Genomic DNA, 23,223 nt, shown 5'->3' with positions numbered 1-23,223 from the left:
GCGGTCACACGTCCGTCCAGGGCCTGTCCGGCGGATCAGGCCGGCGGCAAACGACGGTGCCTGGCAGCCGAGCCGAGCGGGGTCCGGTGCGTGCGGCTGCAAGGCGGAGGAGACGTTGGCTTCAGCCGCCGCCGCGGCGGGCGACGCGATGGGGGGCTCCCGCGCGAGGTCGTTCGAGCGTGGGAGAGTGCGCGCCGGGGCCCACGACGCCGCATGATCCGCCGGACAGGACCTAAGGCCCGATCAAGGGCAGCCGCACGTCCATGGTCGTGCCCTCGCCGGGCGGACTGCTGACGTCCAGCTTGCCGCCGATCGCCTCCACCCGGTCGATGAGGCCGATCAGACCGGACCCTCGGCCCGGCTCGGCGCCCCCGACGCCGTCGTCGCGGATGGTCAGCTCCAGCCAGTCGTCCCGCACCTCCGCCTCCACGCCCACCACGCGCGCGTGCGCGTGCTTCACGGCGTTGGTGAGGCACTCGGAGGTCACGTAGTACGCCGCCACCTCCAGCTGCTCCGGCAGCCGGGTCGCGGGCAGCCGCAGGTCGAGTTCCACGGGAACGGCGGAGCGGCGGGCCAGCGAGCGCAGGGCGGGGCCCAGGCCGCCCTTGGAGAGGATGGCCGGGTGGATGCCACGGGCCACCTGGAGCAGGTCCTGGAAGGAGTCGTCGAGGCCCTTGGCCACGTGGGCCAGCTGCTGGGCGAGCTCGGACGTGGGGTCCGTCACCAGTGACTCGGCCAGCCGCAGGTCCAGCTGGAGGGCGACGAGCCGCTGCTGGACGCCGTCGTGCAGATCGCGCTCGATACGGCGGCGGGAGGCGTCCGCGGCGGCCACCACGCGCGCGCGTGACGCGTTCAGCTGGTCGCGGCTGTCGGCGTTGGCGATGGCGGTGGCGACGAGTTCGGTGAAGTCGGCCAGCCGCGACTCGGTTCCGACGGGCAGGGGCCCCAGCAGGGAGGCCGCGACGATGACACCCCACAGGCGGTCGTCGACGACGATGGGCGCGGCCACGGCGTGCCCGACGTGGGCCGCCCGCCGGGTCCGGGTCACCTCGTGGATCGCCCTGCTTGCCGCTTCACGACGCTTCTCGCGCGTGGCCCGCTCGACGTCCGCCGGGATCCCGAGCGCGGTCCCGAGGACCGTATGGCTGCCGTCGGACTCGTGCCTCAGCACGGCCGCGGTCGTCTCCAGCAGGTGCCCCACCTCCTGCGCCACCTTCGTGAACACCTCGGACGGCGGGGCCCCGTGGGCCACCAGGGTGGCGACCCGGCGCAGCGCGGCCTGCTCCAGGGTGTGGCGCCGGCTCTCGGTGACGTCACGGGCGGCGCCGTAGATGAGGCCCTGTTCGGGCACCGGCCGTGCGCTCCACTGCAGCCAGCGCTCGGTGCCGTCCGCCCGCAGGTACCGGTTCTCGAACTCGGCCACCTCGACACCACGCGCCAGCGTCGCCAGGGCCTCGCCGGTGCTCTCCCGGTCCTCCTCGTGCACGAACTCGATGTACGGCTTGGACAGAAGCTCGTCGCTCGAGTAGCCCAAGGTGCGTTCGAAGGCCGGGTTGACCCGCTTGAAGTAGCCGTCGACCCCGCTGATGGACAGCAGGTCGAGGGAGAGGTCGAAGATGCTCTGCAGCTCCTTCTCGGCCTTCTTGCGCCGCCCGTGCGCCGCCGCGAAGGACGCCATGGTGCCGTTCATCCCGCCCAGCAGCTGGGCCCAGGTGCCCTCGAACGAGGCGACGTCGGCCCGGTGTTCGAGATGGTTGTCGTCGATCGCTGTGTTCATGGAACGGATCTCGGCGGCCAGCCGTTCAGTGGTCACCCGCAGTTCGCGGAACGTGTCGGCGACGCCTCCGAGTTCGTCACGGCCCGCGTACCGGATGTCGTAGGAGAGATCGCCGTACGACAGCGCCCGGGCGCCCTCGGAGACCTCGCTGAGGGGCCGGGTGATCGACCGCCGCAGCGTGAGGGCGAGGACGGTGACGAGGCCCAGGACCACCAGGGAGATGGCGAGGTCGCGCTCCGCGCGTGTCTCGGCGGTCCGGCGGTCGTGGGCGGCCGTGACGGCGAGTTCACGTGCGGCCCGGCCCTGGACGCCGCGCAGGGAGTCGATCCGGGCCTCCGAGTCGGCCAGCCAGCGGGCGTAGGAGGGCCAGCGGGCGGAGGCGGCGTCGGAGGTGGCGAGCATGTCGCGGACCCGGCGGACGGCCCGGCCGGGGTCCTGGAACTGTATGACGTACAGCTCGGCCCGCAGTTCGGGGGAGGTGAACTCCCGGAACGCGTCCAGCTGGGCCGTTTCGAGCGCGGGCCACTGGCCGACGGCGGTGGGGCGCTCGGCGGCGGGCTCCTCGAGCAGGACGGCCAGCTCCGCGCGTTCCCGCTCGGCGGCCTCGATGGCCCGCAGAAGCGCGATGTGCGCGTCGGCCGCGCGGCCCGACGCCCTGTTGGGACGCCCGGATTCGAGGGCGGCGACGTTGTCGAGCAGGATGTCCTCGACGTCCCCGTACTGCTGGGCCACCTGGGGAGCGGTGAGCGATCCGGTGCTTGTCTGCACCCGCAGCGCGTGCAGTTGACGGCTCACGGCGTCGAGGGCGCCGGCCACGTCGGATCCGGCGGTCCAGGTGGCGGCACGGCTGGTGGCCCGCTCCAGTGCGCGGTCGGTGGCCCGCTCGGCGGCAGATCGCTCCGCCAGGGCTGCCGGTCCGGGGCGCAGCCGGGCCTTCACGGCGGCGATTCGTTCCTGCGCGACGGCGTCGGAGACGTCGGTCGTCGCGAACGACAACCGGGTGGCGGTGTGGAAGTCGCGCAGCGTCTGCGCCTCCTGCCACTGGGCCACGCCGCTGAAGGCGGTGAAGGCCAGCAGCCCGGTCACCGGCAGCAGCACGAGGAGCATCAGCTTCCGGCCGACGCGCAGGCGGGCGAGGAGCGGGATACGGCCGGGTCCTGTCGGGGCCGAGGGCTGTCGTCGCAGTGGTGAGCGGCGCATGGCCGGTCCTCACGGTCCGGTGGGCGGGTAGTACTGGTGGTCCGCCAGATCCTTGTCGATGGCCCGCACCGCCTCGTCCAGGGCGGGTCTCACAGCCGCACCCTTCATGATTTTCCCGCAGGCGGCGGAGAAGGCCCTGGTGATCGCCGGGTAGGCGGGGGTCTGCGGTCTCGGCCGGGCGACACCGCCCTCCAACTGCTCGATGTAGAGCCGCTCGGGACCTCCCTCGCCGAACAGTTCGGTGCGCGCGATCGCCGTTCTGGTGGCGGGTATCGCGCCGTTGAGTTCCGTCATCCGCGACACCTCGCCGGGGCTCAGCAGGAAGGCCAGGAAGCGCCATACGGCGTCTCCGTCGGCGGAGCCCGCGGGCACGCCCCACTGCCAGGAGCCCATGCCGGTCACGGTGCCCTCGCCGAAGTCGGGGAGCGCCACGATCGCCACGTCACCGGGGAAGGCCTCGGTGTAGCGGCGGTACCACCAGTGGCCGGTCCAGGACACGGGGCTCCTGCCTTCCTGGAAGGCTCCGGAGTCCTTGTTCGCGTCCACGTATCCCGCCTTCACCCAGCTCTGCAGTGTGGTCAGCGCCTTGACCGCTTCCGGCCCGTTGAGCGCTCCGTCCGCCGTGCGGTAGGTGGACCGGTCGATCAGGTCGCCGCCCGCCGACCACACGGCCGGCGCGAACCCGTACGTCCCCCATTCCGTGTCGGCGTACTGCATGTTGAGGTCGAGCGGCGTGTCGTAGCCCAGCTTCCGCAGTTTCTTCAGGATGCCCGTGAACTCCGTGGCCGTCCACGCGTCCCGAGGGCCACGGGGAATGCGGACGCCGGCTTTCTCGAACACGGACGGCCGTATGTAAAGCCCCAGGCCGGAGTCGAAGGTGCCCAGGCCCCACAACTCGCCCCGGTAGGTGCCCTGTTCGAGGACGGAGGGGAGCAGGTCCGCGCGCACGCGGTCGGGGAGGCAGGAGCCGATCGGTCTGATGTCGCCCGCCCAGGCGTAGCTGAAGAGGTTCGGGGCGTCGAAGTCGAGCAGGTCGGGGAGTTCGCCGTCGGCCGCCGCGGCATGGACCTGGGCGTTGTAGTCGCCCTTCGGGAGGTCTAGCAGGGTGACCTTGACGTCCTTCTGGGAGGTGTTGAAGGCGTGTACCTGTGCGCGCACGGCGTCCCGTTCACCGAGCGCCGAGGGCGCGTGGTACCACATCGTCAAGTGCGCGGTGCCGTCGATCCTGCCGTCGCAGGTCGTGTCGGTACGCGGCGTCGGGGGCCCGCTGTGGTCCGCGCCGTCGTCGCATCCCGTGCATCCCGCGAGGAGCAGGACGACGGTCAGGGCGCCCGTCAGCAAGGTGCGGTGGAGCACCCGGGTGCGGGCCGGCACCCCGGTGCCGCTGGTCATGGCCCGCTCTGCGGGTATCCGTCGTGAGCGGCCAGGTCCTTGTCGATGGCCTTGACCGCCGCGTCGAGCGTGGCCTTCACCGGAGCCTGGTCACGCATGATCTTCGAGAAGGCCTCGGAGAAGGCGTCGGTGATCGCAGGGTAGGCGGGCGTCTGCGGCCGGGGCCGGGCGACGCCGTCCCGCAACTGCTCGATGAAGAGGCGCTCGGCGCCGTCTGCGCCGTACACCGGCGAGAGCTTCACCGCGCTGTCCGTGGCCGGGATCGCGCCGTTGGCCTCGGTCATCCGGTTGATCTGTTCCGGCTTCAGCAGATAGGCGAGGAAGCGCCATACGGCGTCCCCGTCGGCCGCGCCCGAAGTGACGCCCCACTGCCAGGAGCCCATCCCGGTCACGGTGCCCCTGCCGAAGTCGGGCAGCGGCACGATCGCCACGTCACCGGGGTGCGCCTGGCTGTAGTCCGGGTACCACCAGTGCCCGGCCCAGGCGATGACGCTGCGGCCCTCGACGAACACCTTTTCGTCCTTCCCGGTGTAGATGAGCCCCTCCTTGGCCCAGGCCTGCATGGTGGTGAGCGCCTTGACCGACTCGGGGCCGTTGAGGAATCCGTCGGCCGTGCGGAATGTCCTGGGCTCGATGAGATCTCCGCCCGCCGACCACACCGCGGGCGCGAAGCCGTAGGTACCCCACTCCGCGCCGGGCACGGCATATTGGATCTCCATGTCGAGCGGCGTCTTGTAGCCGGCCTCGCGGAGCTTGCGCAGGATGCCCGTCAGTTCGTCGGCGGTCCAGGCGTCGGCGACGCCCTTGGGGATGCGGATGCCGGCCTTCTTCAGGACGGACGGCCGTACGTAGAGGCCCAATCCCGAGTCGAAGGTGCCGACGCCGTACAACCGGCCCGCGTAGGTGCCCTGTTGGCGGATCGAGGGCAGCAGATCGTCCCGCAGGTTCTGGGGCACGCAGGAGTCGATCGGTTTGATCTTGCCGGACCAGGCGTGGCTGTACAGGCGCGGCCCGTCGAAGTCGAGCAGGTCCGGGAGGTCACCGCTGGCCGCGGCGGAGAGCACCAGGTCGTTGTACGGCTTCTGCTCGGGCAGGGTGACGAGCTCGACCCGCACCTGCCTCTGGGCCTTGTTGAAGTCCTTCACCTGGCGCTGCAGCGTGGTGAGTTCACTGCTCCGCCCCGCGTGGAACCACACCGTGACGTGCGCGGTGCCCTCGATCCGGCCGTCGCAGGTCGTGTCGCTGCGCGCCTGCTTGCTCTTGCCGTCACCGCCGTCGTCCGCACCGCCGCCGCATGCCGCCAGCAGCAGAGCGGCTCCCAACAACCCTGTGATCAGGACGCGATGGTTCCGACTCGTTCCCGTGTTCCCGAGCGACGCCTTCATCGCGCACCCCCACTGACCGGACAGCACGGCCTCCCCAGGGCAGCCCATATGCTACCCCCCGTGACGTGTCGCTGCGCTGGGTAAGCGTGAACCGGTGGATCCGGCAAAAGCCTTCAGCACATTCCTGCTGCCGGGAAGCAACCCGCGCCGACTCTTTCCTGGTAGCTGGAAAGCGCAATCAACTGCCCATTGGGACCCTGTCAACCATGTCCATGCGCTGTCTTCTCGTCGATGACAGCATCCGGTTCCTGGAGGCCGCGCGCACTCTGCTCGAGCGCGACGGGATACCCGTCGTCGGCGTCGCCATGTCAGGCACGGAGGCTATTGCGCGGGCCACGGAGCTCGTCCCGGACATCGTCCTGGTGGATCTCGAACTGGGCGGCGAGAGCGGCTTCGACCTCGCTGTGCAACTTGCCGGGAGTGTCTCCTCCGTCATCATCCTGATCTCCACACACGCCTTGGAGGACTTCGAGGAACTCATCGCCGCCAGCCCCGCCCGCGGGTTCCTGCACAAGTCCTCACTGTCCGCGCGGGCGATCAGGAACGTGCTGGGCAACGACGGGGGAACCGCGTCGGCTTGAGCACACCGTCCCCGGCCCCTGCCGGAGCGCCCCGCTGTTCGGCATCAGGTGTTGTCGGGACTTGGTCAACACGCTTCAATGCGGGGGAACTCGGGGCCGGGAACGGCGGCGTACGGATGTGAAGACTCCCCCGGCGCCTCCGCGGCGGCCCCGACTCACCCTCGCAAAACGGCCTGACCAGCCGTTGTGGACATTCACAGAAAGGCCCCTGCATGCCGCACGCCACACAGCACGCGGACGTCGCGACCGTCGCCACCGCGGAACTGGACACGGCCCTGCGTGGCGGCCCCTTCCACGTCGCACTGCGCGCGGCGATCGCCGCCCGTGGACTGCCACTGCAACGTGTCCAGCACCATCTGTCGCGCTACGGGGTCAAGGTCGGCGTCACCAGCCTGAGTTACTGGCAGCAGGGCGCCCGGCGCCCGCAGCGCCCCGAGTCGCTGCGGGCCGTGCGGGCGTTGGAGGAGATCCTGCAGCTGCCCGAGGAATCGCTGATCCGGCTGCTCGCCGAGAGCGACGACCAGTCGGCCGCACAGCGCCCCGCGGCCCGCACCTACCGCTCCCTCGTGGCGGCCACGGACATCCTCGAACAGCTGCTGGCCGAGCTGGACTCGCCGGCCGACGGCGGGCTGCACACCCTCGGCCACCACGAGCGGGTACGGATCGGGGCGCGCCGCGAGCTCCAGGGGCGCGAGTCTCACCACATCGTGCGTGCCCACCGCGAGGGCGTCGACCGCTTCCTGGCCGTCCACCACGGCGACCCGGGGTGCACACCGGAGCGCATGACCGTGCACGCCCTGGAGAACTGCCGCACGGGACGCGTGCGTTCGCACCACGACACCGGCATGCTCGTGGCCGAGTTGCTCTTCGACACCCGGCTGCGGGCCGGCGACACGTTCCTCTTCCGCTACGGCGTCGAGGACGGCACCGCCGACGCCTCACGCGAGTACGTCCGCGGCTTCGGCTCGCCGGGCGGTCAGTACGCCCTGCAGGTCCAGTTCGACGAGAACGCACTGCCGGTCCGCTGCCACCGCTTCACTCAGCACTCCGCCGCCGCGCCACGCAGCGGCCGCCAGGAGCTGGCCCTCACCGGCCGGCATCACTCGGTCCACGTCGTCGAGCCGCGAGTGCGGTCGGGGGTCGTGGGGATCGGGTGGGACTGGGAGTGAGCGCTGTGCCGGGGCCTCGGCTCGGCGACTGGGAGTGAGCGCCGTACAGAGGCCTCGGCTCGGCGACTGCGCGTAAACGCTTGCGTAAGCGTTTACGTCGGCCGTCGGATGGGATACCTTCCGGCCGTGGAGCCACCGTTCCGGAAGGGGGACTCAATGGCCACCATGGCCGACGTCGCCCGGAGTGCCGGTGTGTCCGTGGCGACCGTCTCGCACGTGCTCAACGACACCCGGCCGGTCCTGCCGCACACCCGCCAGGCCGTGCTGGACGCCATCGACGAGCTCGGTTACACGCCCAACACCCTCGCCCGCTCCCTGGTCACCTCCCGCACCCGGTCCATCGGGCTCGCGGTGTCGGCGATCAGCAACCCCTACTTCACGGAGATCCTCCAGGGGGTCGAGGCCGGCGCTCTGGAGCACGGTTACAGCCTGCTGATCGCCGATCCGCACGACGATCCCGGGCACGAGCGCAAAGTCGTCCAGCTGCTGCACGAGCGGCGGGTGGACGGCATGATCGTCGCGCCCTCGGCGGACCCCCGTGAGCTCGTCGCCTACCTCGGGCGCCACCACGTACCGACCGTGTTCCTCGACCGGGTGGTCGACGCTTCGGGGGACGGCGCGTCGGCGGGCAAGGCGTCGACGGAGGGCGGGCCGGCGGACAGCGGGCCGCACTTCGATCAGGTCTGTGCCGAGAGCACCGAGCCGACGGCCCGGTTGGTCACCCATCTCGCCGGGCTCGGCCATCGGCGCATCGCCCTGGTCGCGGGCCTGCCCGGACTCAGCACCACCCGCGAGCGGACCGCCGGTTACCGACAGGGCCTGGCAGCATCCGGGCTCGCCCATGACGAACGCCTCGTCGTGCACGGCGACTCCGAGTCGGCCGGTGCCGAACGGGCCACCGCGGCCCTGCTCTCCCTCGCCGCGCCGCCCACCGCCCTCGTCACCGCCAACAACGCGATGACCATCGGGGCACTGCGCACCCTGCGCGACCACGGTCTGTCGGTGCCCGAGGACATGGCGCTGTGCTGCTTCGACGACTTCGCCTGGGCGGACCTGTTCTCTCCCCGGCTCACCGCGATCGCCCAGCCCAGCAGGGGCATCGGGGCCCGGGCGGTCCGGATGCTCCTGGAACGCCTCGCCGCTCCGGACCTGCCCGCCCGGACCGTGCGGCTCCCCTGCACCTTCGTCCACCGCACGTCGTGCGGTTGCCCCGATCCGCCGCCGGCTCGGCTCGCGAAGCCCGCACAGTCCGTGCAGCGCGTGGGGCGCGCGCAGTCCTCGCAGTCCTCGCAGTCTTCGCAGTCCGAGAAAGGAACCGTCTTGTGATCGTCGTCGCCGGTGAGGCCCTGATCGACCTGGTACCGCAGGGCACGGGTGCCCTCGCGGGCCTGAAGCCGGCGCTCGGCGGCGGCCCGTACAACACGGCCGTGGCCCTCGGCCGCCTCGGCTCCCCCACGGCCTTCTCTTCCCGCACCTCGTACGACGCCTTCGGGGAGGCCCTGCTCGACGGGCTGCGGCAGGCAGGGGTGGACGTGTCGGGCGTGCAGCGCGGCACGGAACCGACCACCCTCGCGGTCGCCACCATCGACGCGAACGGCTCGGCCGCCTACTCCTTCTACGTCGACGGCACGGCCGACCGGCTGTTCGCGGCGCCCGCCGAGCTCCCCGCGGACGTGCGGGCGGTGTCCTTCGGTACCTGCTCGCTCGTCCTGGAGCCGGGAGCGAGTGCCTACGAGGAGCTGATGCGGACCGCTGCCGCGCGAGGGGTGTTCACCGCGCTCGACCCGAACATCCGGGCGGGGTTGATTCCCGACGCGGACGCCTATCGGGCCCGGTTCAAGAGCTGGCTGCCGTCGGTGTCACTGCTCAAGCTCTCCGAGGAGGACGCGCTGTGGCTGGGCGGCACCCCGCGCGAGTGGCTTGCCGCGGGACCCGCGGCCGTCGTGATCACCCAGGGCGGTGACGGGCTGACCGTCTTCACCCGGGACGGCGTGGTGCACTCGGTGCCGGGCGAGAAGGTCGACGTCGTGGACACCATCGGCGCCGGCGACACCGTGAACGCGGCCCTGCTGCACGGCCTGTCCGCCCTGGACGCCCTGTCCTCGCCGGCGCTCGAACTGCTGGGCACCGAGGGCTGGAACCGGCTGCTGCGGTTCGCGGCGCGTGCGGCAGCGATCACGTGCTCGCGGGCGGGTGCGGAGCCGCCGTACGCCTCTGAACTGGGGGACTTCTAGGGGATGTTCGTCGAGCCGTGGGGCTTGGGGCGAGGGTGGCTGATGGTGGAACGAGCGGCGCCCCGCGGGGAGTTCCCGCGGGGCGCCGCTCGTTTCCGGATGTGTCCGGACCAGTTGTCCGTACGCCTCAGGCCTTGCGAGCCCGGGTCGTCTTCTTCGCGGGTGCGGCCTTCTTGGTGGCTCCGGTCGCCTTCTTCGCCGCCGTGTTGTTGGCGGCCGTGGCTGTCCTGGCCACCGCCGTCTTGGCCGTGGCCGTCTTCTTCGCCGTCGACTTGGCCGCGACCGTCTTCTTGGCCGCTGCCTTGCGCGGGGCCTTCACCGAGGTGCCGTCGCTGATCCGGTCGGCGCCGAGGATCTCCCGCAAGAACTTGCCGGTGTGGCTGGCCGGGACGCCGGCGACGTCCTCGGGCGTGCCCTCGGCGACGACGAGACCGCCGCCGGCGCCGCCCTCGGGGCCCATGTCGACGACCCAGTCGGCCGTCTTGACCACGTCGAGGTTGTGCTCGATGACGATGACCGTGTTGCCCTTGTCGACCAGGCCGGACAGCACCGTCAGCAGCTTGCTGATGTCCTCGAAGTGCAGACCGGTGGTCGGCTCGTCCAGGACGTAGACCGTGCGGCCGGTGGAGCGCTTCTGGAGCTCGCTGGCGAGCTTCACCCGCTGGGCCTCGCCACCGGACAGGGTGGTCGCGGCCTGGCCGAGCCGGACGTAGCCGAGGCCGACGTCCTTCAGCGTGTTGAGGTGGCGGGCGATCGCGGGCACGGCCTCGAAGAACGCCGTCGCCTCCTCGATCGGCATGTTCAGGACGTCGGCGATGGACTTGCCCTTGTAGTGGACCTCCAGGGTCTCCCGGTTGTAACGGGCGCCATGGCAGACCTCGCACGGGACGTAGACGTCCGGGAGGAAGTTCATCTCGATCTTGATCGTGCCGTCGCCGGCGCAGTTCTCGCAGCGGCCGCCCTTGACGTTGAAGGAGAAGCGGCCGGGCATGTAGCCGCGGACCTTCGCCTCGGTGGTCTCGGCGAACAGCTTGCGGACGTGGTCGAAGACGCCGGTGTACGTCGCCGGGTTCGACCGCGGGGTACGGCCGATGGGCGACTGGTCGACGTGCACGACCTTGTCGACGAGGTCGTCGCCGTCCACACGCGTGTGCCGCCCCGGAACGCTCCGGGCGCCGTTGAGCTCGCGGGCCAGGTGCGTGTACAGGATGTCGTTGACCAGTGTCGACTTGCCGGAGCCGGACACACCCGTGACCGCGGTGAACACGCCCAGCGGGAACGACACGTCAATGTCCTGCAGGTTGTTCTCACGGGCGCCGTGCACCGTGAGCCGACGGGACGGGTCCTGCGGGCGTCGGACGTCGGGCAGCGGGATGGCCTTCTTGCCCGACAGGTACTGCCCGGTCTGCGACTCGTCGTTGGCGAGCAGCTCCTTCAGGGAGCCGCTGTGCACGACCTTGCCGCCGTGCTCGCCCGCGCCGGGTCCGATGTCGACGATCCAGTCGGCGACCTTGATGGTGTCCTCGTCGTGCTCGACGACGATGAGCGTGTTGCCCATGTCACGCAGCCGGACCAGGGTCTCGATCAGCCGGTGGTTGTCACGCTGGTGCAGACCGATGGACGGCTCGTCGAGCACGTAGAGGACGCCGACGAGTCCCGAGCCGATCTGGGTGGCCAGACGGATGCGCTGGGCCTCGCCGCCGGAGAGCGTGCCGGCCGCGCGGTTCAGCGAGAGGTAGTCCAGGCCGACGTCGACCAGGAACCGCAGCCGTTCGTTGACCTCCTTCAGCACGCGCTCGGCGATCTTCTTGTCGCGGGCGCTGAGCTTCAGCTCGCCCAGGAATTCCGCGCAGTCGCTGATGGACATCCCGGAGACTTCGGCGATCGACTTCCCCATGACGGTGACCGCGAGGACGAGCGGCTTCAGGCGCGTGCCCTGACAGGTGGGGCAGGGCACCTCGCGCATGTAGCCCTCGAAGCGCTCACGGCTGGCGTCGCTCTCGGACTCGCTGTGCCGGCGCTTGACGAAGGGGACGGCGCCTTCGAACGGGGTCGTGTACACGCGCTCGCGTCCGTACCGGTTGCGGTAGCGGACCTCGATCTGCGTCTTGTGGCCCTGGAGGAGGGCCTTCCTGGCGCGCTGTGGGAGGCCCGCGAAGGGGATGTCCGTCCGGAATCCCAACGCGTCCGCGAGAGCGCCGACCAGACGGCCGAAGTAGTCCTTGGTGTGGCCGTGCGACCAGGGGTGGATGGCGCCCTCGTCGAGGGACTTGTCCTCGTCCGGGACGATCAGCTCGGGGTCGACCTCCATGCGCGTGCCGATGCCGGTGCACTCGGGGCAGGCGCCGAAGGGCGAGTTGAAGGAGAAGGAGCGGGGCTCCAGCTCCTCGAAGGACAGGTCGTCGTACGGGCAGTACAGGTGCTCGGAGTACATGCGCTCACGCTCGGGGTCGTCCGAGGGGAGGTCGACGAAGTCGAGCACGACCATGCCGCCGGACAGACCGAGGGCCGTCTCCACGGAGTCGGTGAGCCGGCGCTTGGCGGAGTCCTTCACCGTGAGGCGGTCGACGACCACTTCGATGGTGTGCTTCTCCTGCTTCTTCAGCGTGGGCGGCTCGGAGAGCTGGATGGTCTCGCCGTCCACGCGCGCACGGCTGTAACCCTTGGTCTGGAGATCCGCGAACAGGTCGACGAACTCGCCCTTGCGCTCGCGCACCAGCGGCGACAGCACCTGGAAGCGGCTCCCCTCCGGCAGCTCCAGGACCCTGTCGACGATGGCCTGCGGCGACTGGCGCGAGATCGGGCGGCTGCACTCGGGGCAGTGCGGCTTGCCGATGCGCGCGAAGAGCAGACGCAGATAGTCGTAGACCTCGGTGATGGTGCCGACCGTCGAGCGCGGGTTGCGCGAGGTCGACTTCTGGTCGATGGAGACCGCGGGCGAGAGGCCCTCGATGAAGTCGACGTCCGGCTTGTCCATCTGGCCGAGGAACTGGCGGGCGTACGAGGAGAGCGATTCCACGTAGCGCCGCTGGCCCTCGGCGAAGATGGTGTCGAAGGCCAGGGAAGACTTGCCCGACCCGGACAGGCCCGTGAAGACGATGAGCGAGTCGCGAGGCAGGTCGAGCGAGACGTTCTTCAGGTTGTGCTCGCGCGCGCCACGGACGATGAGACGGTCGGCCACGCCGGTCCGCACCTTTCTTGAGAGAAGTGACAGGGGCGAGGCCCCCGTGCTTTCTCAGACTAGGGGGAGCCACTGACAACGCCGGTCGGATTCCCGGATGCATAACAATCCCCGGCCCATCCAGCATGCCCGACGCCGCACCCGACCATATAGCACGCGCATTCGATTTACGGCACAGCTTCACCACCTTCACCCAAAGGTGTGGCGGGGCTAGTGTCAGCACCATGATTGATCACGCACATGACCTGGTGTCTGTACGCGATGCGACCGAACGGCTGCTCATCGCAGCCGCCAAACTGGACAACGCTTCCGTGACCCAGTCGTCACGGCTGCCCGGCTGGACCCGCGGCCATGTCCTCGCCCACCTCTCCCGGAACGCCGAAGCGCTCGTGAACGTTCTGGAGGGCCGCCCCATGTACGCCTCCGCACACGCGCGTGACGCCGACATCGAGCGGGACGCCCCGCGCCCTCTCGCCGCGCACCTAGCCGACCTGCGCGACAGCGCGGCCCGTTTCCAGGCCGCGGGGGCCGAGCCTGCGGACTGGTCCCGCACGGTCGAGCTGCGCAACGGGGTCACCGACTCGGCGTCCCGGGTGCCGTTCCGGCGCTGGGTCGAGGTGGAGCTGCACCACGTGGACCTCGGCATCGGGTACGAGCTGGAGGACCTCCCGGCGGAGTTCACCCGGCGCGAGATCGACTTCCTCACCGCGCGGTTCCGGGGCCATCCCGATGTGCCCGCCCTGCTGATCGAGGAGGACGACGGCCGCCGGAGCGCGACCGGCCGTTCGGAAGGAGCCGCGATCACCGTCACCGGCCGTCAGGCAGACCTGCTCGGCTGGCTCGCCGGGCGCCGAGACGGCTCCCGCCTGTCGGTGAACGACGGTGCGCTGCCGGCGCTTCCTCCGCTGTAGCACGTGGACAGTTCCCGGTGCGCTCCCCCGCTATAGGCTGACAGCCATGACGTACAGCGGACAGGTGACGGTCGGCGGCCCTGCCGACGTGCACGAACTCAAAGACCTCATGATCACGAAGATCGCGGTCGGCCCGATGGAGAACAACGCCTATCTGCTGCGCTGCCGGGCCACGGACGAGCAACTGCTGATCGACGCGGCCAACGAGGCGGAGACCCTGCTCGGCATGATCGGTGACGACGGCATCGCGTCCGTCGTCACCACACACCAGCACGGCGACCACTGGCAGGCGCTCGCCGAGGTCGTCGCGGGCACGCGCGCGCGTACGTACGCAGGCCGGCACGACGCCGACGGCATCCCCGTGCCCACCGACGTCCTGGTCGACGACGGCGACGTCGTCAAGGTGGGGCGCGTGGAACTCACCGCGCGCCACCTGGTCGGGCACACACCGGGGTCGATCGCCCTCGTCTACGACGACCCGCACGGGCATCCCCATGTGTTCACCGGGGACTGCCTCTTCCCGGGAGGCGTGGGCAACACCCGCAAGGACCCGAAGGCCTTCGCCAGCCTGATCCACGACGTCGAGACGAAGATCTTTGACGCGCTCCCGGACGAGACCTGGGTCTACCCGGGCCACGGCAACGACACGACGCTGGGCACGGAACGGCCGCATCTGCCGGAGTGGCGCGCGCGGGGGTGGTGAGCACGGGGGTGGTGAGCGCGGGCGCTGGGCGTTGAGCTCAAGGGCGCCTGGTCGCTCAGGGGGCGCGCGGCCCGCCGCTGGTGCGGGCGTGGTGAACTTACGCCCCGCGCATGCACCGTTGCGCACACCCCGCGCGCACCTCCCTGTGCACGCTCGGCATGAACACCCTGACGCACGCCCCGCGCGAACCCCCCAACGCGCGCCCTGCGCAAGCTCCACGCACGCGCCCCGTGTGAACCCTTCGCACACGCCGGTGTCACGCGCGCGCTCCCGGCGCACGTGGTTGCGCAGTCAACTGGAGGCAGCCCCGCACAGGATGACGGCTCCTGCGCGGTACGGGCCGCCGGTCTTTCGATCCCCGCCCTCGACCGGCGGCCCCGGCGACTCGTGAGGGCAGATTCCCGCGGCCACAGGAAGTGTTCACAAGAACGCAACACCCGTTCCCACTATGCGGACAAGTCCCGCTGTGACCTGGACAAACGGGATGGTGGACTGTCACTCTCCCGCCATGCACCTTGCCCCGCACGCGCTGCGCCGCGCTGTTGCCGCCGCCACCATAGCCCTGCTCGCCACCGCCGTAGGCTGTGCTCCCCAGCCGGAGGAGAAGGCGTCCGACGAGGCTTCCGGGTCGACCGGGACCACGTGCGCCAAGGGCAAGTTGGCCACCGAGACCTCCGGCAAGCTGACCATCGCCACCGACGAGCCCGCGTACGAGCCGTGGTTCAAGGACGACAAGCCGGCCAACGGCAAGGGCTTCGAGTCGGCGGTCGCGTACGCCGTGGCGAAGCAGCTCGGCTACGACAAGAGTGCCGTCGTCTGGCAGAGCGTCCCCTTCAACAAGGCCTTCGCGCCCGGTGAGAAGACGTTCGACTTCGACATCAACCAGGTGTCGATCAGCGCCGAGCGCAAGAAGGCCGTCGACTTCTCGTCCGGCTACTACGACGTGCGCCAGGCCGTCATCGCGCTCAAGGGCAGCAAGGCCGCGAAGGCGACGAGCATCGCGGACCTGAAGGGCCTCAAGCTCGGCGCCCAGGTCGGCACGACCAGCCTCAACTACATCGAGGACGTGGTGAAGCCGACGCAGGAGGCCGCCGCGTACGCCAAGAACGACCAGGCCAAGTCCGCGCTGAAGAACGGCCAGGTCGACGCCATCGTCGTCGACCTGCCGACCGCCTTCTACATCACCGCGGCCGAGGTGACGGACGGGACGATCGCCGGGCAGTTCGAGAACCAGGGCGGTACGCCGGAGCAGTTCGGACTCGTGCTCGACAAGGGCAGCGCGCTCACCTCGTGCGTGACGGCCGCCGTGGACGCGCTGCGCAAGGACGGAACGCTCGCCAAGCTCGAGCAGGAGTGGCTGTCGGACGCCGTCGACGCCCCGGTGCTCAAGTGACCGTGACGAAGGACCAGTCCGGCCAGGAGGACGCGTACACGCCCTCGCAACGGCGGATCGAGCGGGAGCGTCGCAAGCGTTCCCGCGCCCGCCGTGCCACCGCGATCGCGGCGCTCTCGACCCTGGTCACCGGCGTCGTCCTCTACCTGGTCGTCGTCAACGCGCCCGGCTGGCCGCGCACCAAGGAGACGTTCTTCAACGGGCAGTACGCGCGCGAGGCGTTCCCCAAGGTCCTCGAAGGACTGTGGCTCAACGTCCGGCTGCTGCTGATCTGCGGTGTCGCCGTACTGGTCCTCGGGATGCTCATCGCCATCGCGCGCACGCTGCGCGGTCCTGTGTTCTTCCCGCTCCGCTTCCTGGCCGCCGCCTACACGGACTTCTTCCGCGGGCTTCCGCTCATCATTAACCTCATGATCGTCGTCCTGGGCGTTCCGGCGCTGCGGTTGCAGGGCGTGACGGTCGACCCGGTGCTGCTGGGCGGCACGGCACTGACGCTGACGTACTCGGCGTACGTCGCCGAGGTGTTCCGCGCCGGCATCGAGTCGATCCACCCCTCCCAGCGCGCCGCGGCCCGCTCGCTCGGTCTGTCCAACCGGCAGGCGCTGCGCCACGTGGTGCTGCCGCAGGCGGTGCGCCGCCAGGTGCCGCCCCTGCTGAACGATCTGGTGTCGCTGCAGAAGGACACCGGGCTCGTGTCGATCGGCGGCGCCATCGACGCCGTACGGGCGGCCGACATCATCGTGGGCCGCAGCCTCAACTACACGCCTTACATCGTCGCGGGCCTGGTTTTCGTGGCGCTGACCATCCCGATGACCCGCTTCACGGACTGGGTGACGGCACGGATGGACCGTCAGCGGGCCCAGGGAGGGACCACATGAGCGACGCACCGGTGCTGCGGATGGAATCGGTCCGCAAGACCTTCGGCGACTCGGTCGTGTTGCGGGACGTCGACCTGGAGGTCGCCCCGCACACGGTGACCGCCCTGATCGGCGCCTCCGGCTCCGGCAAGTCCACGCTGCTGCGGTGCGCGAACCTCCTGGAGGAGATCGACGACGGGGCGATCTGGCTGGACGACGAGGAGATCACCGATCCGCGCGTCGACCAGGACGCGGTACGCCGCCGAATCGGCGTGGTGTTCCAGGCGTACAACCTCTTTCCGCACATGACCGTCCTGGAGAACATCACGCTCGCTCCTCGCCGTGTGCACGGCGTGGCCCGCGCGGAGGCCGAGGAGCACGCCCGGGAGCTGCTGGAGCGGCTCGGGCTCGGCGGGAAGGCCGGCGAGTACCCGGACCGGCTGAGCGGCGGACAGCAGCAGCGGGTCGCGATCGTCCGCGCGCTGGCCGTACGCCCCCGGCTGCTGCTGCTCGACGAGATCACCGCCGCCCTCGACCCGGAGCTCGTCGGCGAAGTGCTCGCCGTCGTCCGCGGCCTCAAGGACGAGGGCATGACCATGGTGCTGGCCACGCACGAGATGGGGTTCGCCCGCGACGTCGCCGACCAGGTTTGTTTTCTGGACGGAGGTGTGGTCCTGGAGCGCGGGACGGCCGAGCAGGTCTTCGGCGATCCGCAGCAGGAGCGCACGCAGCGCTTCCTGCGGCGGATCGTGGAGGCGGGGCGCTTGTAAGGTGCGCCCGCCAGGTGGGCGGTACTTACGCCTCGGCCTGCGCCGCCCCCGCGAGCGCCGCGACCCGCTCGACGCCGAACACGTATCCCTGCACGCCGCAGCCCGCGATGACGCCGTCGGCGCGCAGCGAGACGTACGAGTGGTGCCGGAAGGTCTCGCGCTTGTGGATGTTGGAGATGTGGACCTCCAGCACCGGCAGTCCGTCGCAGGTGTTGAGTGCGTCCAGAATCGCGACTGACGTGTGCGAGTAGGCGCCCGGGTTGATCACGATCCCGCTGTGGTTCAGCCGCGCCTCGTGGATCCAGTCGACCAGCTCACCCTCGTGGTTGGACTGACGGAAGTCCACCGTGCCGCCGTGCGCAGCCGCCGCCTTGGCGCACAGGGCCTCGACATCCGCCAGGGTGTCCTTGCCGTAGATCTCCGGCTGGCGCTGGCCGAGCAGGTTCAGGTTGGGTCCATTGAGGATCATGATCGGGGCGTTGGCCAGGGTGCGGGGCACGGTTCCTCCGGTCCGGGTAAGGGGGCGATCCGTTGAAGACCGCTGCTCAGACCCGGTTTATCACGGTGCACCGACGCGGTGGCGAGCCCTACCCTCCTCGGATGACGACGATCTCGTACCCTCCGAAACCCTCTCCCGGTGACCGTATAGCGGTCATCTCGCCCGGCGTCGGCCTGCCCGAGCTGTTCCCACGGCCCTTCGAACTGGGCCTGGAGCGGCTGCGCGAGGACTACGGCCTCGTCCCGGTCGAGTACCCGACGACCCGCAAGATGGGCGCGACCCCGCAGGAGCGCGCCGACGACATCCACGCCGCCTTCGCCGACCCGGGCATCAAGGCGGTCATCGCGTCGATCGGCGGCGACGACCAGATCACCGTGCTGCCGCTGCTGGACCGGGAGTTGATCCGCGCGAACCCGAAGCCGTTCTTCGGGATGAGCGACAACACGAACCTGCTCATGTATCTGCGCAACACGGGGATCGTGGGCTACCACGGCGCGACGGTGATGACCGCGCTGGGCCGGCCGGTCGCCATGGACCAGCTGACCGCCGAGTCGCTGCGGGCAGCGCTGTTCACCTCGGGCGAGTACGAGCTGGGGCCCGCCGACCGCTGGAACGACGTCAACCGCGACTGGGCGGACCCGGCGACCTTCGAGGCGAAGCCGGAGACCAAGCCGGGCACCGGCTGGACCTGGGTGAACGCCGACCGCGTGGTCGAAGGCAGGAGTTGGGGCGGCTGTCTGGAGATCGTGGCATGGCTGCTGATGGCCGACCGTGAGATCTCGCACGACCTGAGCGAGTACGACGGCGGCGTGCTGCTCCTGGAGACCTCCGAGGAGATGCCGAGCGGCGAGGAGGTCTTCCGCATCCTGCGCAACATGGGCGAGCGCGGCCTGCTCCAGCGCTTCTCCGCGCTCCTGATGGCCCGCGCCAAGACCTGGTCCTTCGAGCAGCCCAACAGCCCCGAGGAAGGCGCCCGTTACGCGGCCGAGCAGCGCGAGGCGGTGCTGCGCGCCATGCGGACGTACGCCCCCGACACCACGATCGTCTTCGACGTGGACTACGGGCACACCGACCCTCAACTGGTCATCCCCTACGGCGGTCTCGTCCGCGTCGACGGTCCGGCCCGGCGCATCACGGTCACCTACTGACGCACCCACGCGCCCCCGTAACCCGTGGTCACCGTGGGTAGTTGACGCGGCATGCAAGACGTACGCACCGTAAGGGCACCCTCCATGCTGCGGCTCGCGGCCGCCTCGCTCGCCGGAACGGCCATCGAGTTCTACGACTTCTTCGTCTACGGGACGGCGGCGGCGCTGATCCTGGGGCCCCTGTTCTTCCCGACGTTCTCGCCGGTGGCGGGGACACTGGCCGCCTTCGGGACCTTCGGTGTGGGCTTCGTCGCGCGGCCGCTGGGGTCGGTGCTGTTCGGGCATATCGGGGACCGGCACGGTCGACGGCCGGTTCTCGTCGGCTCGTTGCTGCTGACCGGCGGCGCCACGGTCGCGGTCGGATGTGTGCCGACGTACGACACGATCGGGGTGGCCGCGCCCGTACTGCTTCTCGTGCTGCGGTTTCTGCAGGGACTGGGGCTCGGTGGGGAGTGGGGCGGGGCCGTCCTGCTGACCGCGGAGCACGCGCCGGCCGAACGGCGCGGGCTGTGGTCGAGCTTCCCCCAAGTGGGGCCCGCGGTGGGCTTCCTGCTCGCCAACGGCGTGGTGCTGGCGCTGTCGGCCACGCTGTCCGAGGCGCAGTTCGCGCAGTGGGGATGGCGGGTGCCGTTCTGGGCGGCGGGGGTGCTGGCCGTGGTGGGGCTGTGGCTGCGCTCGTCGCTCGCGGAGAGCCCCAGCTTCCTCGGCATCGACGACCACGCGCGCGTGCCGCTCGTCGAGGTCGCGCGCGACCACTGGCGGCTCGTCCTGCTGACGGCCGGGGCGCTCGCGGTCGGATACGCGATCTTCTACGCCGTGACGACCTGGTCCCTGGCGTACGGGACGGAGCGGCTCGGGGTGAGCCGTACGGTCATGCTGACCTGCATCATGGCCGCGGTGGTGGTGAAGGGCTCGCTCACCCCGGTGGCGGCCCTGCTGGGCGACCGGTACGGGCGGCGTCCGCTGTGTCTGGCCGGGTGCGCGGCTGCCGCCCTGTGGATGTTCCCGATGGTCGCACTGCTCGCGACCGGGGCGCCGCTGTTGATGTTCCTCGGGTTCCTGGGGGCGATGCTCGCGTTCATCACGATGTTCGCGGTGATCGCCGCGTATCTGCCGGAGTTGTACGAGCCGCGGGTGCGCTGCACGGGCGCCGCGGTCGGCTACAACCTCGGCGGGGTCGTCGGGGGCGCACTCACTCCGATCATCGCGACGGCGCTCGTCGAACAGAGCGATGGGCGCGTGCCGTGGGGCGTGGGCGCGTATCTGACGGGGATCGCGCTGCTCAGTCTGGGGTGTTTCGCGCTGCTGCCCGAGACGCGGCCCGTGCCCGTGGTGCGGGCGGAGCCGGCTATGGATTGATCGCGAGTTCCAGGTAGGCCGCGAACAGCACCAGGTGGACCCCACCCTGGAGCGGCGTGGCCCGCCCGGGCACCACCGTCAGCGAGCTCACCACCACGGTCAGGGCCAGCAGCACCATGTGGGTGGAGCCGAGGCCGAGCACGAGCGGGCCGGAGAGCCAGACGGTCGCCAGGGCCACGGCGGGGATGGTGAGGCCGATGCTGGCCATCGCCGAGCCGAGCGCGAGGTTCAGGCTGGTCTGCACCCGGTCGCGGCGTGCGGAGCGCAGGGCGGCGATGGTCTCGGGGAGCAGCACCAACAGGGCGATGATCACGCCGACGACGGCATGCGGGAGACCGGCCGCCTCGACCCCGGACTCGATGGTCGGTGACACACCCTTGGCCAGGCCGACCACGCCGATCAGGGCCAGGCCGAGCATGCCGACGCTGATCCAGGCGGTGCGGTCGGACGGAGCGTCGGCGTGGTCGTCCGAGGTGATCACCTCGCCCTGCCGGGTGATCGGGAGGAAGTAGTCGCGGTGCCGTACGGTCTGGGTCGCCACGAAGAGGCCGTACAGGATCAGCGAGGAGAGCGCAGCGAAGGTGAGCTGCGTGGTGGAGAACTCCGGGCCCGGCTTGCTCGTGGTGAACGTCGGCAGCACCAGGCTCAGCGTGGCCAGGGTGGCGACCGTGGCGAGGGCGGCGCCGGTGCCCTCGGGGTTGAAGACCGCCGTGCCATGGCGTAGCGAGGCGACCAGGAGGCAGATGCCGACGATGCCGTTGCAGGTGATCATCACGGCCGCGAAGACCGTGTCCCTGGCCAGGGTCGAGCCCTTCTCGCCGCCGTCCGCCATCAGGGTGACGATCAGGGCGACCTCGATGATCGTGACGGCGACGGCGAGGACGAGCGAGCCGAAGGGTTCACCGACCCGGTGGGCCACCACTTCGGCGTGGTGCACGGCGGCGAGGACGGCCCCCGCGAGGACCAGCGTCACGACCCCGACGATGGCGCCGGGCAGGTCGCGCCCCCAGGTGAACACCAGCAGGACGACCGCGAGCACCGGCACGACGGACGTCCACCGCGTCGTGAGCGACCTGAGCCGAGCGATCATGCAGCGATCGTCGCAGAGGCGAACGGGCTCCGCACTCCGCCGGGGTTACTTGAGCTCGCCCGACTCCAGGACGTCGAGGTTGGTGTAGACACGCTCGCCGATGGACAGCGCACCCAGTTGCTCCGCCAGCTTGCTCGTCTCGGGGTCGTCGCTGTTACGCATGGCCTCGTCGTACGACTCGAATTCGAGCAACGCCACATAGCGGTTGGGCTTGTCGCGGTCCTTCAGGAGCATCCGGTATGTCGGGCCGCCCGCCTTGCCCGCGTTGCGCTGCCCCGCCTCCTGCAGCACCTTCTGCATGTCTTCCAGGCGCTCGGTCTCAAAGTCGATGATCTGTACGAACTTCATGGGTGTCTCCAGCCGGCCGTGGCGCCCCGAGGCGGGGAACGCGCTCTGAAGACAACCAAGCACCGGGAGCGGTGGTCGGCAATTCGCCGCGCACCGCTCCCGATGGTGGTTCTTCCTACGTCCGACGGGGTCAGGCCTCGATGCTGTCCTTCGGAGCGCCTTCGCTCTGCGCCTGCGCCGCCTCGGCCGCCGCCTGCTTCTTGGAGGCCATGAGGCTGGTGATCGTGGTGACGATCAGAACCGCGCAGATCACGCCGAGCGAGACCGGGATGCTGATCTCGGGGACATGGACCCCGGACTCGTGCAGGGCGTGCAGCACCAGCTTGACGCCGATGAAGCCGAGGATCACCGACAGGCCGTAGCTGAGGTGGACCAGCTTCCTGAGCAGGCCGCCGATGAGGAAGTACAGCTGCCTCAGACCCATCAGGGCGAACGCGTTGGCCGTGAAGACGATGTACGGGTCCTGCGTCAGGCCGAAGATCGCGGGGATCGAGTCGAGCGCGAAGAGCACGTCGGTGGTGCCGATCGCGAGCATCACGACGAGCATCGGGGTCATGACCCGCTTGCCGTTCTGCTCGATCCACAGCTTGGTGCCGTGGTAGCGGTCGGCCACACCGAACCTGCGCTCGGCGGCCTTGAGCAGCTTGTTCTCCTCGAACTCCTCGTCCTCCTCGTCGGCCCGGGCCTCCTGGATGAGCTTCCAGGCGGTGTAGATGAGGAACGCGCCGAAGATGTAGAAGACCCACGCGAAGCTCGCGAGGATCGCGGCACCCGCGGCGATGAATATCGCGCGCAGCACGAGGGCGATGAGCACACCGACCAGGAGCACCCGCTGCTGGTACTGCGAGGGCACGGCGAACTTCGCCATGATCAGGACGAAGACGAAGAGGTTGTCGACACTCAGCGACTTCTCGGTGATGAAGCCGGCGAAGAACTCACCGGCGGGCTGGCCACCGCTGAAGATCAGCAGGCCGAGCCCGAAGAGGCCGGCCAGGGCGATCCAGACGACCGTCCAGATCCCGGCTTCCTTGATGGATACGTCGTGCGGCTTGCGGCCGATGAAGAAGTCGACCGCGATGAGGGCGGCGAGGCCCACGATCGTCAGGACCCACAGGGTCACGGAAACATCCACTGTTCCTCCGGCAATACGTAACGGCAAGTAACCAGCGTCGTCGCGCTGCCGGAGGTCTCTTCCACCCACGGTGGGCCGGCGCCCCGGGATCAGG

At 70.1% G+C, this 23,223-nt stretch carries 19 protein-coding genes; 11 read left to right on the top strand and 8 right to left on the bottom strand.

Features of this window, described 5'->3' with window-relative positions; all coding sequences use genetic code 11:
* Positions 1 to 232: 232 nt before the first annotated feature.
* The 3 genes from IG08_RS0140165 to IG08_RS0140155 are packed head-to-tail and all read right to left on the bottom strand — an operon-like array spanning position 233 to position 5,754.
* A complete protein-coding gene (locus IG08_RS0140165) occupies positions 233 to 2,977 on the bottom strand; it encodes a nitrate- and nitrite sensing domain-containing protein (RefSeq protein WP_030615007.1) in 2,745 nt (914 codons plus the stop codon).
* A 9-nt stretch (positions 2,978 to 2,986) separates the two neighbouring features.
* Positions 2,987 to 4,369 carry an ABC transporter substrate-binding protein gene (locus IG08_RS0140160; protein ID WP_030615004.1) on the bottom strand — a complete coding sequence of 461 codons (1,383 nt, stop codon included), beginning with the start codon at positions 4,367 to 4,369 and terminating at the stop codon, positions 2,987 to 2,989.
* Positions 4,366 to 5,754, bottom strand: a complete 1,389-nt coding sequence (locus IG08_RS0140155) for an ABC transporter substrate-binding protein (protein WP_052425060.1) — start codon at positions 5,752 to 5,754, stop codon at positions 4,366 to 4,368. The genes IG08_RS0140160 and IG08_RS0140155 overlap by 4 nt, the downstream gene beginning before the upstream one ends.
* 206 nt (positions 5,755 to 5,960) lie before the next feature.
* On the opposite strand from IG08_RS0140155, the gene IG08_RS0140150 reads away from it, so the two are divergent.
* The 4 genes from IG08_RS0140150 (at position 5,961) to IG08_RS0140135 (ending at position 9,738) form a co-directional block, all read left to right on the top strand.
* Positions 5,961 to 6,335 (top strand): response regulator, encoded by a 375-nt coding sequence (locus IG08_RS0140150; protein WP_030614998.1) that lies wholly within the window; start codon positions 5,961 to 5,963, stop codon positions 6,333 to 6,335.
* A 212-nt stretch (positions 6,336 to 6,547) separates the two neighbouring features.
* Positions 6,548 to 7,504 (top strand): hypothetical protein, encoded by a 957-nt coding sequence (locus tag IG08_RS0140145; RefSeq protein ID WP_030614995.1) that lies wholly within the window; start codon positions 6,548 to 6,550, stop codon positions 7,502 to 7,504.
* A gap of 156 nt (positions 7,505 to 7,660) precedes the next feature.
* The gene (locus IG08_RS0140140; RefSeq protein WP_030614992.1) at positions 7,661 to 8,830 is read left to right on the top strand and encodes a LacI family DNA-binding transcriptional regulator; all 1,170 of its coding nucleotides are present in this window, start codon (positions 7,661 to 7,663) and stop codon (positions 8,828 to 8,830) included.
* Positions 8,827 to 9,738, top strand: a complete 912-nt coding sequence (locus tag IG08_RS0140135) for a carbohydrate kinase family protein (RefSeq protein ID WP_030614988.1) — start codon at positions 8,827 to 8,829, stop codon at positions 9,736 to 9,738. Before IG08_RS0140140 ends, IG08_RS0140135 begins: the two co-directional genes overlap by 4 nt.
* A 127-nt stretch (positions 9,739 to 9,865) precedes the next feature.
* On the opposite strand, the gene uvrA is transcribed toward IG08_RS0140135, so the two are convergent.
* Positions 9,866 to 12,919, bottom strand: coding sequence for an excinuclease ABC subunit UvrA (gene uvrA / locus IG08_RS0140130; RefSeq protein WP_030614985.1), 3,054 nt, complete (start codon positions 12,917 to 12,919; stop codon positions 9,866 to 9,868).
* 224 nt (positions 12,920 to 13,143) lie between these two features.
* Here uvrA and IG08_RS0140125 point away from each other — a divergent pair, with 224 nt between their 5' ends.
* The 5 genes from IG08_RS0140125 (at position 13,144) to IG08_RS0140105 (ending at position 17,553) form a co-directional block, all read left to right on the top strand.
* Positions 13,144 to 13,830 carry a maleylpyruvate isomerase family mycothiol-dependent enzyme gene (locus IG08_RS0140125; RefSeq protein WP_030614982.1) on the top strand — a complete coding sequence of 229 codons (687 nt, stop codon included), beginning with the start codon at positions 13,144 to 13,146 and terminating at the stop codon, positions 13,828 to 13,830.
* A 46-nt stretch (positions 13,831 to 13,876) separates the two neighbouring features.
* On the top strand, positions 13,877 to 14,533 hold the full coding sequence (locus IG08_RS0140120; RefSeq protein WP_030614979.1) for an MBL fold metallo-hydrolase: 657 nt from the start codon (positions 13,877 to 13,879) through the stop codon (positions 14,531 to 14,533).
* 508 nt (positions 14,534 to 15,041) lie between these two features.
* Positions 15,042 to 15,926 (top strand): ABC transporter substrate-binding protein, encoded by an 885-nt coding sequence (locus IG08_RS0140115; RefSeq protein ID WP_030614977.1) that lies wholly within the window; start codon positions 15,042 to 15,044, stop codon positions 15,924 to 15,926.
* Positions 15,923 to 16,804 (top strand): amino acid ABC transporter permease, encoded by an 882-nt coding sequence (locus IG08_RS0140110; RefSeq protein WP_030614973.1) that lies wholly within the window; start codon positions 15,923 to 15,925, stop codon positions 16,802 to 16,804. Before IG08_RS0140115 ends, IG08_RS0140110 begins: the two co-directional genes overlap by 4 nt.
* A complete protein-coding gene (locus IG08_RS0140105) occupies positions 16,801 to 17,553 on the top strand; it encodes an amino acid ABC transporter ATP-binding protein (protein ID WP_030614970.1) in 753 nt (250 codons plus the stop codon). The genes IG08_RS0140110 and IG08_RS0140105 overlap by 4 nt, the downstream gene beginning before the upstream one ends.
* Positions 17,554 to 17,578: 25 nt before the next feature.
* Here the strand turns inward: IG08_RS0140105 and aroQ are convergent, their stop codons facing one another.
* The gene (aroQ, locus tag IG08_RS0140100; protein ID WP_030614967.1) at positions 17,579 to 18,052 is read right to left on the bottom strand and encodes a type II 3-dehydroquinate dehydratase; all 474 of its coding nucleotides are present in this window, start codon (positions 18,050 to 18,052) and stop codon (positions 17,579 to 17,581) included.
* A 101-nt stretch (positions 18,053 to 18,153) separates the two neighbouring features.
* Here aroQ and IG08_RS0140095 point away from each other — a divergent pair, with 101 nt between their 5' ends.
* Positions 18,154 to 19,200 carry a S66 family peptidase gene (locus tag IG08_RS0140095; RefSeq protein ID WP_030614964.1) on the top strand — a complete coding sequence of 349 codons (1,047 nt, stop codon included), beginning with the start codon at positions 18,154 to 18,156 and terminating at the stop codon, positions 19,198 to 19,200.
* A 51-nt stretch (positions 19,201 to 19,251) separates the two neighbouring features.
* The gene (locus IG08_RS0140090; protein ID WP_234343085.1) at positions 19,252 to 20,559 is read left to right on the top strand and encodes an MFS transporter; all 1,308 of its coding nucleotides are present in this window, start codon (positions 19,252 to 19,254) and stop codon (positions 20,557 to 20,559) included.
* On the opposite strand, the gene IG08_RS0140085 is transcribed toward IG08_RS0140090, so the two are convergent.
* The 3 genes from IG08_RS0140085 to IG08_RS0140075 form a co-directional block, all read right to left on the bottom strand.
* A complete protein-coding gene (locus IG08_RS0140085; protein WP_030614959.1) occupies positions 20,549 to 21,649 on the bottom strand; it encodes a calcium:cation antiporter in 1,101 nt (366 codons plus the stop codon). The two genes, IG08_RS0140090 and IG08_RS0140085, sit on opposite strands and share 11 nt — an antisense overlap.
* A 45-nt stretch (positions 21,650 to 21,694) precedes the next feature.
* The gene (locus IG08_RS0140080; RefSeq protein WP_030614956.1) at positions 21,695 to 21,997 is read right to left on the bottom strand and encodes a hypothetical protein; all 303 of its coding nucleotides are present in this window, start codon (positions 21,995 to 21,997) and stop codon (positions 21,695 to 21,697) included.
* 130 nt (positions 21,998 to 22,127) lie between these two features.
* Positions 22,128 to 23,129, bottom strand: coding sequence for a TerC/Alx family metal homeostasis membrane protein (locus IG08_RS0140075; protein WP_030614953.1), 1,002 nt, complete (start codon positions 23,127 to 23,129; stop codon positions 22,128 to 22,130).
* Positions 23,130 to 23,223 lie beyond the last annotated feature (94 nt).

The organism is Streptomyces fulvoviolaceus (genome assembly GCF_000718165.1).
Taxonomy (GTDB): Bacteria; Actinomycetota; Actinomycetes; order Streptomycetales; family Streptomycetaceae; genus Streptomyces; species Streptomyces fulvoviolaceus.
The sequence above is the reverse complement of the archived record's forward strand: the minus strand, read 5'-3'. Positions and strand labels throughout refer to the sequence as shown.

What these genes read in the sequence shown, in the direction of transcription:
- IG08_RS0140140 (WP_030614992.1), top strand. Translation starts at nt 7,661, where the DNA reads ATGGCCACCATGGCCGACGTCGCCCGGAGTGCCGGTGTGTCCGTGGCG.
- IG08_RS0140125 (WP_030614982.1), top strand. Translation starts at nt 13,144, where the DNA reads ATGATTGATCACGCACATGACCTGGTGTCTGTACGCGATGCGACCGAA.
- IG08_RS0140160 (WP_030615004.1), bottom strand. Translation starts at nt 4,369, where the DNA reads ATGACCAGCGGCACCGGGGTGCCGGCCCGCACCCGGGTGCTCCACCGC.
- IG08_RS0140105 (WP_030614970.1), top strand. Translation starts at nt 16,801, where the DNA reads ATGAGCGACGCACCGGTGCTGCGGATGGAATCGGTCCGCAAGACCTTC.
- IG08_RS0140120 (WP_030614979.1), top strand. Translation starts at nt 13,877, where the DNA reads ATGACGTACAGCGGACAGGTGACGGTCGGCGGCCCTGCCGACGTGCAC.
- IG08_RS0140155 (WP_052425060.1), bottom strand. Translation starts at nt 5,754, where the DNA reads ATGAAGGCGTCGCTCGGGAACACGGGAACGAGTCGGAACCATCGCGTC.
- IG08_RS0140115 (WP_030614977.1), top strand. Translation starts at nt 15,042, where the DNA reads ATGCACCTTGCCCCGCACGCGCTGCGCCGCGCTGTTGCCGCCGCCACC.
- IG08_RS0140085 (WP_030614959.1), bottom strand. Translation starts at nt 21,649, where the DNA reads ATGATCGCTCGGCTCAGGTCGCTCACGACGCGGTGGACGTCCGTCGTG.
- IG08_RS0140080 (WP_030614956.1), bottom strand. Translation starts at nt 21,997, where the DNA reads ATGAAGTTCGTACAGATCATCGACTTTGAGACCGAGCGCCTGGAAGAC.
- IG08_RS0140145 (WP_030614995.1), top strand. Translation starts at nt 6,548, where the DNA reads ATGCCGCACGCCACACAGCACGCGGACGTCGCGACCGTCGCCACCGCG.
- IG08_RS0140090 (WP_234343085.1), top strand. Translation starts at nt 19,252, where the DNA reads ATGCAAGACGTACGCACCGTAAGGGCACCCTCCATGCTGCGGCTCGCG.
- IG08_RS0140095 (WP_030614964.1), top strand. Translation starts at nt 18,154, where the DNA reads ATGACGACGATCTCGTACCCTCCGAAACCCTCTCCCGGTGACCGTATA.
- IG08_RS0140165 (WP_030615007.1), bottom strand. Translation starts at nt 2,977, where the DNA reads ATGCGCCGCTCACCACTGCGACGACAGCCCTCGGCCCCGACAGGACCC.
- IG08_RS0140150 (WP_030614998.1), top strand. Translation starts at nt 5,961, where the DNA reads ATGTCCATGCGCTGTCTTCTCGTCGATGACAGCATCCGGTTCCTGGAG.